This is a genomic window from Paenibacillus sp. J31R34, assembly GCF_059383715.1.
The window spans coordinates 497355-509776 of the sequence record NZ_JBXENU010000002.1 but is presented as its reverse complement, the minus strand read 5'-3'; the positions used below and the strand labels follow the sequence as shown (position 1 = coordinate 509776).

The following is a 12422-nucleotide window of genomic DNA, read 5'->3' as shown; positions in this document are numbered from 1 at the left end:
GCCTGTGGGGTGCTCGCCTAAAGCAGAAGAAAAGCGAAGCAGCGTTAACGCTACAATATTATTTTCATTATCAGGAGGCCAACAATGAAAGCAACCGTCTACGTAACAATCAAGGAAAATGTACTTGATCCGCAAGGAACAGCTGTACAAGGAGCTTTGCACTCGATGGGCTTTACCGAAGTGGAAAAGGTTCGGATCGGCAAATATTTGGAGCTTGAGCTGGGCGATATTGACCGCAGCGAGGCAGAGAAGCGCATCAAGGAAATGTGCGAGAAGCTGCTTGCGAACACGGTCGTAGAAGATTACCGTTTTGAGCTGGAGGGATAGGCGATGAAGTTTGCGGTTCTGGTTTTTCCAGGTTCCAACTGTGATATTGATTGTTACAAGGCGGTAGAGGAAGCGATTGGCCAAAAGGTAGAGTATGTATGGCATACATCGACGGATCTTTCCGGTTATGACGCGATTTTGGTTCCAGGGGGCTTCTCCTACGGCGATTACCTGCGCTGCGGCGCGATTTCCCGTTTTGCTCCTGTTATGAATGAAGTGAAGAAAGCGGCGGAGGAAGGCAAGTTCATCCTCGGCATTTGCAACGGGTTCCAAATTCTTACGGAAGCAGGCCTGCTGCCAGGCGCTTTGATCCGCAACAGCGGCCTCAAATTCCGCTGCCATCAGACGCCGCTGGAGGTCGTGAACAACGGCAATCCGTTCACGAATCAGTATGCAGAGGGCGATATCATCAACATTCCAATCGCTCACGGCGAAGGCAACTACTATTGCGACGACGCGACGCTGGCACAGCTGGAAGCGAACAAGCAAATTATTTTCCGCTATGCGGGTGACACCAATCCGAACGGATCGGTATCGAACATCGCGGGCGTGAGCAACGAGCGTGGCAACGTAGTCGGCATGATGCCGCATCCAGAGCGTGCAATTAACCAATTGTTCGGCTCAGAGGACGGCAAAAAAATGTTTACATCGATTTTGAATGCATGGAGGGAACAGCATGGCGCAGCAGTTAACAGCTAAGGAACCGACAGCGGAACAAATCGCGGATCAGCGGATTTATACGCAGTTCGGCGTAACGGATTATGAATATGAGCTGATTTGCGGATTTCTTGGCCGCCAGCCAAACTATACGGAGATTGGCGTATTCAGCGTCATGTGGTCGGAGCATTGCTCTTACAAAAACTCCAAGCCGATTTTGAAAAAATTCCCGATCACTGGGCCTAAAGTTCTGATGGGACCAGGCGAAGGCGCGGGTATCGTTGATATTGGCGACAATCAAGCGGTCGTATTCAAAATCGAATCGCATAACCATCCCTCTGCGGTTGAGCCTTACCAAGGCGCAGCTACAGGTGTAGGCGGCATTATCCGCGATATTTTCTCGATGGGCGCACGTCCGGTTGCTTTGATGAACAGCTTGCGTTTTGGCCGTCTTGAAAATGATCGCGTTAAATATTTGTTTGAAAATGTTGTCAGCGGTATCGCTGGCTACGGCAACTGTATCGGCATCCCGACTGTCGGTGGTGAAGTCATGTTCGACGAGAGCTACGAGGGCAATCCGCTCGTTAACGCGATGTGCGTGGGCCTCATTGATCATGATAAAATCCAGCGCGGTGTCGCTAAAGGCGTAGGCAACCCGGTATTTTACGTCGGTCCGGCAACTGGCCGCGACGGCATCCACGGTGCAACCTTCGCTTCGGTCGAGCTGTCCGAGGAATCCGAAGAGAAGCGTACGGCGGTTCAAGTCGGCGATCCATTTATGGAGAAGCTGGTTATGGAAGCGACGCTTGAGCTGATCGATTCCGGCATCGTGCTTGGGATTCAAGATATGGGCGCAGCTGGCCTAACTTGCTCCAGCGCCGAGATGGCTTCGAAAGCAGGAAACGGTCTTGAGCTGTACCTCGATGAAGTGCCGCAGCGCGAAACAGGCATGACGCCTTACGAAATGATGCTGTCTGAATCGCAAGAGCGCATGCTCTTCGTTGTAGAGCCGCAGCATGAAGCGCAGGCGAAAGAAATTTTCGACCGTTGGGGCATCATTTGCGCCAAAGTCGGTAAAGTAACGGATGACGGACGTCTCCGCTTGTTCCACCAAGGCGAGCAAGTGGCCGATATGCCGGTAACAGCACTTGTTGACGAGTGTCCGGTTTATGACAAGCCTTCGCAGGAGCCTGCATATTACAGTGCGAATGCGGCAATCGACACAACGGCTTATCCGGAAGTAACGGATTTGACGGCTGCGCTTGAGAAAGTGCTCGCTTCGCCAACGGTGGCCAGCAAAGAGTGGGTTTACAATCAATACGACTACATGGTGCGTACGTCGACAGCGGTACAACCGGGTTCGGACGCAGCAGTCGTTACGATTAACGGTACACGCAAGGCACTCGCGATGACAACCGACTGCAACAGCCGTTATGTATACCTTGATCCAGAAGTGGGCGGACGCATTGCCGTAGCGGAAGCTGCGCGCAACATCGTTTGTTCCGGCGCAGAGCCGCTGGCCATTACAGATAACCTGAACTTCGGCAGCCCAGAGAAGCCGGATGTATTCTGGCAGATCGAGAAATCGGCAGACGGCATGTCCGAGGCTTGCCGCGTACTGGAAACGCCAGTTATCGGCGGCAACGTCAGCTTGTACAATGAAAATGCAAAAGGCGCGATTTACCCGACGCCGGTTATCGGCATGGTAGGTCTCGTTCATGATATCGATCATATTACGACGCAAGGCTTCAAAAACGAAGGCGACGTCATCATTCTCGTCGGCGAAACGAAAGCCGAAATGGGCGGAAGCGAGCTGCAATACGTGCTGCAAGGCGTGAACGAAGGCCGTCCTCCGGTTATTGATCTAGCTGTTGAGAAAAAGATGCTTGGCGCTGTGCTGAGCGCGATTCAAAGCGGCCTGGTCGCTTCGGCGCATGACTTGTCCGAAGGCGGTATTGCGGTTGCACTGGCAGAATCCTGTATAAGCGGCAAGCTTGGTGCAGAAGTTAATGTAAATACAGAGCTGCGCGCTGATCATGCATTGTTCAGCGAATCGCAATCGCGTATTTTGCTGTCGGCGAAGCCGGAGCAAGCAGCAGCGCTGCAAGCATTGCTGTCTGAGCAAGGCGTTGCCCATGCGGCAATTGGTTCGGTTAAAGGAGCTGCTCTTTCGATCAGCATCAATGGCAAATCCGGCATTCAGGCGCCGGTACAACAACTGGAGAAGGTCTGGAAGGATGCGATTCCATGTCTGATGAAATAAAGCAGCCTAAGCTTTGGTCAGGCGATTATTATAATCAAGGCGGCGGTCGGGAGGATTTCTTCGACAAGCTGCGCGAGGAATGCGGCGTGTTCGGTGTCTTTAATCATGCAGACGCAGCATCGCTTTCCTACTATGGCCTTCATGCGTTGCAGCATCGCGGCGAGGAATCTGCGGGCATTTGCACCGTCGACACGACGGACCGCAATCGTTTCAGCTATCACCGCGGCATGGGACTCGTCAAGGAAGTATTCGACAAGGAGCGCCTAGCGGGGCTCCCTGGCGATCGCTCTATCGGCCATGTGCGTTATTCGACAGCAGGAGAGAGCAAGCTGGCAAATGCGCAGCCGCTGATCTTCCGCTATCGCGATGGCGATCTTGCGGTAGCGACGAACGGCAATATCGTAAATGCGCCGGAGATCCGCAAGGAGCTGGAGAACCTGGGCTCTATTTTCCAGACGACGAGCGATACCGAGGTTATTGCGCATTTGATCGCTCGTTCGCCGAAGGATTTTGTGACGGCAGCGAAAGAAGCGCTCCAGCGTATCGTTGGAGGCTTCGCTTTCCTGATTATGACAAACGACAAGCTGCTGGTCGCTTCTGATCCGAACGGACTTCGTCCGCTCGTGGTGGGCCGCATCGGCGAGGGCTATGTTTTTTCTTCCGAGTCGTGCGCGTTTGAATCGATTGGTGCCCAGTATTTGCGTGACGTTCAGCCAGGCGAGCTGCTTATTTTTGATCAGGATGGCATGAAAGAGGATCGTTATGCGGAAGTAACGCGCCGGGCGACCTGCGCGATGGAATACATTTATTTTGCCCGTCCCGACAGTGACATTCATGAGATCAACATTCATTCCGCGCGCAAGCGGATGGGCAAGCAGCTCGCGATGGAATCGTTCGTCGATGCTGATATCGTAACGGGTGTGCCGGATTCCAGTATATCCGCGGCAATCGGTTATGCGGAGCAGACGGGTATTCCTTATGAGCTTGGACTTATCAAAAATAAATACACCGGCCGTACGTTCATCCAGCCTTCGCAGGAGCTGCGTGAGCAGGGCGTGAAGATGAAGCTTTCCGCCGTGCGCAAAGTCGTTGAAGGCAAACGCGTCGTCATGATTGACGACTCGATCGTTCGCGGCACAACGTCGCGCCGGATCGTCAATATGCTGCGTGAAGCGGGAGCGACGGAAGTGCATGTGCGGATTACATCGCCGCCTTTCAAAAACCCTTGCTACTATGGCATTGATACGCCGAGCCGCGATGAGCTTATTGCATCTTCCCGCACGGTGCAGGAAATTTGCGAGCTGATCAATGCGGATTCGCTGACTTTCCTTAGCGACAGCGGCTTTATTGATTCGGTTGGCGGCAATGACGGCGCTTATAACCGCGGCATGTGCCTCGGCTGCTTTGATAATGATTACCCGACGCCTGTTGATGAGGAATCGGACAAAAGCTGCAGCTGCTAGACTTAGGGCAGTCTGGCTGCAGCATGAAGCTGTAATAATGCAATTTAGAACTAATAGTGCTGCCTGCCACTGGCGTGCCTAATTCAGGCGTGCCAGCTTGGCGGCTACGATAAAGGGGTTGAACGATGTGGCAGAAGCGTATAAAAAAGCTGGCGTCGATATAGCGGCTGGCAACGAAGCGGTCGAAAGAATGAAGAAGCATGTCAAGAAGACGTTCCGTCCTGAGGTACTGACAGATCTTGGCGGCTTTGGCGGCCTGTTCGGCCTAAACAAGGATAAATATGACGAGCCGGTGCTCGTATCGGGTACAGACGGCGTTGGCACGAAGCTGAAGCTGGCTTTTGCAATGGACAAGCATGACACGATCGGTATCGATGCGGTTGCCATGTGTGTCAATGACATCATTGTACAAGGCGCTGAGCCTTTGTTCTTCCTCGATTACCTCGCTTGCGGCAAAGTCGTGCCTGAGAAAATCGAAGCGGTTGTTAAAGGCATTGCAGATGGCTGCGTTCAAGCTGGCTGTGCACTAATTGGCGGCGAGACAGCGGAAATGCCAGGCATGTACCAAGGCGACGAATACGATATCGCGGGCTTTACGGTCGGCGTTGTCGATAAGAAAAAAATCATCGATGGCACGACCATTGCGCCCGGAGACGCAGTAATTGGACTTGCGTCAAGCGGCATTCACAGCAATGGCTATTCGCTCGTTCGCAGATTGCTTCTGGAAGAGAGCGGTTATGCGCTGGATCAGGAGCTGGCAGAGCTTGATGGCGCGAAGCTTGGCGATGTATTGATCGAGCCAACGCGCATTTATGTGAAATCGGCGCTTAAGCTAATTGAGCAAGTGAAGGTGAAAGGCATGGCGCATATTACAGGCGGCGGCTTCATCGAGAACATTCCGCGCGTATTGCCGGAAGGCGTGAACGTGAATGTGGAATACGGCTCTTGGCCGATCCACAACATTTTTGGCCTCATGCAGGAAAAAGGTTCGATTACGAATCGTGACATGTTCACGACGTTTAATATGGGTATTGGCCTCGTAGTCGTTGTACCGGCTGATGAAGCGGAAGAAGCGCTTCGCGTAGCAAGTGGGCTTGGCGAGAAAGCTTACCGCATTGGAACAGTAACGGAAGGCAGCCGCATCGTCACGTTTACAGGAGCGACGGTGTAATGGCAGCGAAGCGTATAGCCGTATTTGCATCAGGTCAAGGCACCAATTTTCAAGCCTTGGCCGATGCGGCATGGCAGGGGGAGCTCGATGCAACTATCGAGCTTCTTGTTTGTGATAAGCCGTCTGCTCCGGTTATCGAGCGGGCGCGCAAGGCTGGCGTAGAAACGTTTATTTTTAAGCCGAAGGACTATCCGTCCCGCGAAGCGCATGACAGCGTGATTTTGGCGGAGCTTGAGCGCCGCGGCATTGAGCTGATTGTATTGGCTGGCTATATGCGCATCATTACACCGGTGCTGGTGGAGCCTTTCTATGGGCGGATGATCAATGTTCATCCTTCACTACTGCCAGCGTTTCCCGGCATTAATGCGATTCGCCAGGCGCTTGATTACGGCGTGAAGCTGACGGGCGTTACCGTGCATTATGTGGACGGCGGACTCGACAGCGGCCCGATTATTGCCCAGCAGGCGGTCGGGGTTGCGGACGGCGAGACGGAGGATGAGCTTGCGGTACGCATCCATGCGGCCGAGCAGCAGCTGCTTCCGCAGGTCGTGCGGCAAATTGCTGGCGGACGGGTACAGCTGGACGGACGTTTGGTGCGGATTGATGTAAGTAAGCAAGCTGATTGATCGGGCATTCATAACGATAAAGCGGTTAGAGCGTAACAGGGTTAAGACAAATAAGGAGGGCTTTGTGGAATGGCTATTCGTAGAGCATTAATCAGCGTATCCGATAAGACGGGTATTGTGGAGTTTTCGCGTGAGCTGGCAAGCCAAGGCGTGGAAATTATTTCGACAGGCGGAACGTTCAGCTTGCTGGAAAAAGAGGGCATTCCGGTTATCGGCATTTCCGATGTAACGGGCTTCCCGGAAATTTTGGATGGACGCGTCAAAACGCTGCACCCTGCTGTACATAGCGGCCTGCTCGCTGTGCGCGACGATGCAGAGCACCAGAAGGTGATGGAAGAGCTGGGCCTCAGCTACATCGACCTCGTTGTCGTCAATCTGTACCCGTTCAAGCAGACGATTGCGAAGCCGGATGTGGAGTACGCGGATGCGATTGAAAACATCGATATCGGCGGTCCAACGATGCTGCGCTCTGCTGCGAAAAACCATGCATTCGTTACCGTTGTCGTAGACGCGGCGGATTACGCGGCTGTGCTGGAAGAAGTCAAAGCGGGCGGCGACACGACGCTTGAAACGCGCAAGCGCTTGACGGCGAAAGTATTCCGTCATACAGCAGCTTACGATACGCTGATTGCTGAATATTTGTCCAAGCAGACAGGCGAAGAGCTTCCAGAAAGCTACACCGTTACTTATGAAAAAGTACAGGATCTCCGCTACGGCGAGAACCCGCATCAGAAGGCTGCTTTCTACAGCAAGCCGCTTGCTTCGACAGGCAACATTACGACAGCTGAGCAATTGCACGGCAAAGAGCTGTCCTACAATAACATTAATGATGCAAACGCAGCACTTGCGATTGTTAAGGAATTTGATGAGCCAGCGGTTGTTGCCGTTAAGCATATGAATCCTTGCGGCGTAGGTACGGGCACTGACATTCATGAAGCGTATCAAAAAGCGTATGCGGCTGATCCGACCTCGATCTTTGGCGGCATCGTTGCGGCAAACCGCGTAATTGGCGCAGACACAGCTGAGCTGCTTGGCCAAATTTTCCTTGAAATTATTATTGCGCCGGACTTTACGCCGGAAGCGCTGGATATTTTGACGAAAAAGAAAAACATTCGACTCATGAAGCTCGGCGAGCTTTCCGTTGCTGCGGCTGACCGCAAGCCTGAGCTGCTCGTGACGACGGTTGACGGCGGCATGCTCGTACAGGAAAGCGATGTTCGCAGCCTGACGGAAGCAGACCTGCAATTCGTAACTGACCGCAAGCCGACTGAGGAAGAACTGAAGCAATTGCTGTTCGGCTGGAAAGTTGTGAAGCATGTGAAGTCGAACGCGATTTTGCTGGCGAAAAATAATATGACGATTGGCGTAGGCGCAGGCCAAATGAACCGTGTAGGCGCTGCTCGCATCGCAATCGAGCAGGCTGGTGCGCAGTCCGCTGGCGCTGTACTGGCATCGGATGCCTTTTTCCCAATGGGCGATACGGTTGAGCTGGCAGCTAAAGCTGGCATTACGGCGATTATCCAAACGGGCGGCTCCATTAAGGATGCCGAATCGATTGCCGCAGCAAATGCCAACAACATTGCCATGGTACTGACTGGCGTTCGTCATTTCAAGCATTAAGAGGGAGCTGACAAGATGCGAATTTTAGTAGTAGGCGGCGGCGGCCGCGAGCATGCGATCGTATGGGCGCTGAAAAAAAGCGAGAAGGTCCGCAGCATCTATTGTGCGCCGGGCAATGCAGGCATCGCGCAGCTGGCTGAATGCGTGCCGCTGGCTGTCAATCAATTTGACGAGCTAGTCGAGTTCGCTAAAGATGCGGCCATCGATCTCGTATTTATCGGCCCGGATGATCCGCTGGCGGACGGCATCGTCGATGCGTTTGAAGCGCATCAAATTCCGGTATATGGTCCGAATAAAGCGGCAGCGGAAATTGAAGGCAGCAAAATTTTTATGAAAAATTTGCTCAAGAAATATCATATTCCGACGGCTAAATATGAGACGTTTACCGAATATGAGGCGGCTTCCGCTTATTTGCAGGCACAGCAGACGCCTATCGTCATTAAAGCGGACGGACTTGCGGCAGGCAAGGGCGTAACGGTGGCCTTTACGATGGAAGAAGCACAGCAGGCGCTGAAAGAAACGATGCTGGATAAAGTGTTTGGCGATGCGGGCAACCAAATCGTAATTGAGGAGTTTTTGGAAGGACAGGAAATGTCCATCCTTGCTTTCGTAGATGGCGAGACGGTGCGGGCGATGGTGCCGGCACAGGATCACAAGCCGATTTTCGACGGCGATAAAGGCCCGAATACGGGCGGTATGGGCACGTATACGCCGCTGCCGCATATTGATCAGGCGATTATCGACGAGTCGATTGCGAATATTATTATTCCAACGGCGAAAGCGATGGTTAGCGAAGGCCGCCCGTTCCGCGGCGTATTGTTCGCGGGTCTGATGATTACGAAGGATGGCCCGAAAACGATTGAGTTCAATGCGCGTATGGGCGATCCGGAAACGCAGGTTGTGCTTCCGCGTCTGGAAACCGATCTTGTCGACATCGTATTGGCTTCGTTGAATGGCAGATTGGAGCAGCTTGATATTACTTGGAGTGATGAGGCAGCGGTCTGCGTCATTATGGCTTCCGAGGGTTATCCAGCTTCGTATCCGAAGGGCCGCGTCATTGAAGGGCTGGCGAAAGCCGAAGCGCAAGGCGCGCTTGTGTTCCATGCGGGAACAGCTGAGAAGGACGGCCAGTTCGTAACAAGCGGCGGACGTGTGCTAGGTGTTGTCGGCCGCGGCCGTGACATCGCGGAAGCACGTGCTCGTGCTTATGATGCGGTTGGCGTTATCCATTTCGATGGCATGCAGAGTCGTTCGGATATTGCGGCGAAAGCACTGGTGTAAAAAGTATCTTTTAGCTAGAAAGCGATCTTTATTTGATCTGAGTATGCGAAAAACAGGTATGATTTCTCTTTAATAGCGAGAGATCATACCTGTTAGTCTATCAAATGTATTGATTAACGCAGTAAAGCCGCCAATGTGCGGCTTTACTGCGTCAACCAACTTTATGGCTCTACTTGTACGATTGGAGTTTCATACTCACTATCTAATACACGAATAGTGCTGCTTGTTGTCAACTCCAGCGTTCCAAAAGGTTTGAATGTGAAATCTCCAATACCATAAATGTAATCATATACAAACTTCCCTTGATTCACAAACACAATTCTGCGTCTAACTTCCGTTTCTAGTCTGTCTAAATGGGTTTCAGCCCCGACAATTTTATCAATGGCTTCACCATCATAATAAGGATCCTCAAGTATATAAGCCCTATCCCAAGCAAATGGAATAACATCAGAAAATGGAGTAGAAAGATTTTCACCCTTCAAATTCAATATATTCTGATTTATAATTTTAGTATTTTCCGGGATTCTTTCAAACGTGATGAGAAATATTGCCAAAGCTGCTATAGCGATTAGTAAGATTGATATTAGTACTACAATTGTTTTTTTTTTCATATGCGCCTCCAATTTGGATTCTAGTAATTAAGTATAGCATATGATTTTAAAAACTATGGATAGACTATTTATTGTGTAAATTGGATATTAAATTAAGCTACGAGTAATTAATTAACTAGAACGATCATTTCATTATTGTTTATTTTCGTTTGAACTCTATTTGCTAAGTCTGTGTTTGATACAACAAAAGGAACATCATACCAGTTCACAGTGTCTCTCCCCTTCTGATTGTTATGCAAATCCATCGCTCTATGCTGTATTCCGTTATAACCGTTCCAATAGGTTGTACTTAGTTCGGAATCGGTAGCATCGACTTTTTCATGAGCAGTACCAAACTGTTCTGCTAATACTCTTCCAATATTTAATGTCATTATTGCATTCCATAGAGCGTGTCTAAATGCATTTCCCTTGTCTCCATCTGTCCAATGGCCATAACGGGAAAATGTAATTGAATCCGTATTATTTTTAGCTGCATTCACGATTAAAGCTTCGGCAGGGTAAAGAGCAACTAACCATTTTTCAGCAGTTGTTAATGCATTCCAGCCTGTATTAGATTCACGTGATGCCTGTAATTGTATTCCGCTAAAAGTTTGTGCTTTATTTTGCGCTGGGAATACAATCTCAACAATTTCCTCAGGGCTAAGCTGGGAATTTTCTTTTTTGAACTCGATTATACTGAAAATAAACTCAATATCACCTTGTTCTAAGTACTTACTTAATTCTTCAAAATTATCAGAAGATCCGCTTCTATTTGCTTCTAGTTGGGCTTTAATCTCGCTTTTCATTACTTCTAAATCAGCTTCCGAAGCTTCTTCAATAATGCTAGCATAAACAGCATCAGTGGTTAAAACATCGTCGTTAGTTTCGGAAGTATTAGCATATGAGTTTCCTGGTAGTAGTAAAGAAGCAGACAGAACAGATAGCACAATAGCTTTTGTTAGTAACCTTTTCCCCAATTTTATTACTCCCCTTCCAAATTATGATACCATTAAAAATTACCATAATATTCAATGGTAATCAATAGTTTTATTTTGAAAGATTTTAAATGGAATAATTACATAAAAAGGTGTTATAGAAACAGAATATTGGTTTGAGTGATACAGTCTTATTCTTAAAAAACACAAAATTAAAAAGGGGGAATTAGTTTTCATATTAATTAAGTAGTGACGATTAGTCGCCTCGTTTTCACTGTCAAATGCGGGCGAATGGTGTAACTAATTTGTAACGCACTCCGTCTATGAATGCGATAAGATAAATCTATCAGCAGGGAATAGAAGGGTGAATCGGATGAAGTATAACACACGAACTAGAGTTAGCAGCATGAAGACGCGCAAAAGAACAAAACGAAAACTAGCAGTAGCAAGCTTTCTACTTATGGCACTAGCCTTATGGCTTGGTGGCTGCGGGACTAAGGCTTCTTCGAGCCTTGAGGTGCTTATGCCAGGCAAAGAGGGAAGCGCAAACATCCAGCAGGGAGCTTCATCCGAGGACACTATCCATATTAACCATCCGACGTTGGCGGAAGGGACTAACAGCGGTACGGACACGGCAAGTCACCCAGCGAGCACCGATGCTTCCCATTCCCCTCAGAAAGGAACGGATGCTGCATCCGGTACAAACGGTGGAACTGGCGGAAAAACACAAGGCGGAGGTTCCAAAATAGGAACGAGCGTAACGAACAGCACTTATACAAATAAACCTTCAAGCACACCTGCAAGCTCACCAACACCAACAAGCAAGCCGTCTCCCACAGCAACGCCTTCGGCGTCTCCGCAAGGGGAGAAGGGAACGAGCAAGCCGGATAAGGAGCAGAAGCTTGTCGCGTTAACCTTTGATGATGGACCGGATAGCCGTTATACACCAGCAATTTTGGATATCCTGAAAAAGAAGGGCGTTAAAGCGACTTTCTTCGTAGTCGGCGTTCAGGTGAAGAAGGACCCGGATGTGCTTCAGCGCATCGTGGACGAAGGCCATGAGATCGGCAATCATACGACCCATCATAAAGATTTGACGAAGCTGACCAAGAGCCAAATTTGGGAAGAAATCACCACAACGGATAAGCTGATTAAAGATGTAGTCGGCTTTACTCCAAACCTGGTGCGTGCACCGTATGGAGCTGTGAACAGCACGGTTAAGCAGCTAATGAAGGAAAAAGGAAGAGAATTGGTAAGCTGGAATGTGGATACCCGTGACTGGGCGGGAACGTCTGTAGCTGTGATGAAGCAGAACATTAGCGAGCATACGAAGCCGGGTGGTATAATATTGATGCATTCTTTTGGAGGCAAAGGTATTAAAAACACGGTGGACATGCTGCCAGACGTCATTGATAGCTTGCATAAGAAGGGCTATACGTTCGTCACGATTGACGAAATGCCTTGATTCCGGTCTGCTTTCGAACCGTAA

The 12422-nt window shown here is 50.0% G+C and carries 11 protein-coding genes; 9 read left to right on the top strand and 2 right to left on the bottom strand.

Going from position 1 to position 12422, the window contains the following annotated elements; translation table 11 throughout:
• Positions 1-84: 84 nt before the first annotated feature.
• The 8 genes from purS to purD all read left to right on the top strand — a co-directional run bounded on the left by purS (position 85) and on the right by purD (position 9408).
• Positions 85-327, top strand: coding sequence for a phosphoribosylformylglycinamidine synthase subunit PurS (purS, locus tag AC50YG_RS07580; RefSeq protein ID WP_494825884.1), 243 nt, complete (start codon positions 85-87; stop codon positions 325-327).
• A gap of 3 nt (positions 328-330) precedes the next feature.
• Positions 331-1026 carry a phosphoribosylformylglycinamidine synthase subunit PurQ gene (gene purQ, locus AC50YG_RS07575; RefSeq protein WP_046231573.1) on the top strand — a complete coding sequence of 232 codons (696 nt, stop codon included), beginning with the start codon at positions 331-333 and terminating at the stop codon, positions 1024-1026.
• Entirely contained in the window at positions 1004-3247 is a 2244-nt protein-coding gene (gene purL, locus AC50YG_RS07570) for a phosphoribosylformylglycinamidine synthase subunit PurL (RefSeq protein WP_494825882.1), read from the top strand. The genes purQ and purL overlap by 23 nt, the downstream gene beginning before the upstream one ends.
• On the top strand, positions 3232-4710 hold the full coding sequence (gene purF, locus AC50YG_RS07565) for an amidophosphoribosyltransferase (protein ID WP_341281092.1): 1479 nt from the start codon (positions 3232-3234) through the stop codon (positions 4708-4710). Before purL ends, purF begins: the two co-directional genes overlap by 16 nt.
• A gap of 127 nt (positions 4711-4837) precedes the next feature.
• Positions 4838-5881 (top strand): phosphoribosylformylglycinamidine cyclo-ligase, encoded by a 1044-nt coding sequence (purM, locus tag AC50YG_RS07560; RefSeq protein ID WP_341282863.1) that lies wholly within the window; start codon positions 4838-4840, stop codon positions 5879-5881.
• A complete protein-coding gene (purN, locus tag AC50YG_RS07555; RefSeq protein WP_494825880.1) occupies positions 5881-6507 on the top strand; it encodes a phosphoribosylglycinamide formyltransferase in 627 nt (208 codons plus the stop codon). Before purM ends, purN begins: the two co-directional genes overlap by 1 nt.
• 69 nt (positions 6508-6576) lie before the next feature.
• Positions 6577-8127, top strand: coding sequence for a bifunctional phosphoribosylaminoimidazolecarboxamide formyltransferase/IMP cyclohydrolase (purH, locus tag AC50YG_RS07550; RefSeq protein WP_494825878.1), 1551 nt, complete (start codon positions 6577-6579; stop codon positions 8125-8127).
• A 15-nt stretch (positions 8128-8142) separates the two neighbouring features.
• Positions 8143-9408, top strand: coding sequence for a phosphoribosylamine--glycine ligase (gene purD, locus AC50YG_RS07545; RefSeq protein WP_494825877.1), 1266 nt, complete (start codon positions 8143-8145; stop codon positions 9406-9408).
• A 161-nt stretch (positions 9409-9569) separates the two neighbouring features.
• On the opposite strand, the gene AC50YG_RS07540 is transcribed toward purD, so the two are convergent.
• Complete coding sequence (locus AC50YG_RS07540) at positions 9570-10019, bottom strand: hypothetical protein (protein WP_494825875.1); 450 nt, start codon at positions 10017-10019, stop codon at positions 9570-9572.
• 107 nt (positions 10020-10126) lie between these two features.
• Complete coding sequence (locus AC50YG_RS07535; RefSeq protein ID WP_494825873.1) at positions 10127-10975, bottom strand: DUF6973 domain-containing protein; 849 nt, start codon at positions 10973-10975, stop codon at positions 10127-10129.
• Between the two features lie 331 nt (positions 10976-11306).
• Between AC50YG_RS07535 and AC50YG_RS07530 the strand changes: the two genes are divergently transcribed.
• Entirely contained in the window at positions 11307-12398 is a 1092-nt protein-coding gene (locus AC50YG_RS07530; protein WP_494825871.1) for a polysaccharide deacetylase family protein, read from the top strand.
• Positions 12399-12422: the final 24 nt, after the last annotated feature.

Coding starts and splice junctions, on each gene's coding strand:
- purS (WP_494825884.1), top strand. CDS start 85: ATGAAAGCAACCGTCTACGTAACAATCAAGGAAAATGTACTTGATCCG.
- AC50YG_RS07530 (WP_494825871.1), top strand. CDS start 11,307: ATGAAGTATAACACACGAACTAGAGTTAGCAGCATGAAGACGCGCAAA.
- purQ (WP_046231573.1), top strand. CDS start 331: ATGAAGTTTGCGGTTCTGGTTTTTCCAGGTTCCAACTGTGATATTGAT.
- purH (WP_494825878.1), top strand. CDS start 6,577: ATGGCTATTCGTAGAGCATTAATCAGCGTATCCGATAAGACGGGTATT.
- purD (WP_494825877.1), top strand. CDS start 8,143: ATGCGAATTTTAGTAGTAGGCGGCGGCGGCCGCGAGCATGCGATCGTA.
- purN (WP_494825880.1), top strand. CDS start 5,881: ATGGCAGCGAAGCGTATAGCCGTATTTGCATCAGGTCAAGGCACCAAT.
- purF (WP_341281092.1), top strand. CDS start 3,232: ATGTCTGATGAAATAAAGCAGCCTAAGCTTTGGTCAGGCGATTATTAT.
- AC50YG_RS07540 (WP_494825875.1), bottom strand. CDS start 10,019: ATGAAAAAAAAAACAATTGTAGTACTAATATCAATCTTACTAATCGCT.
- purL (WP_494825882.1), top strand. CDS start 1,004: ATGGCGCAGCAGTTAACAGCTAAGGAACCGACAGCGGAACAAATCGCG.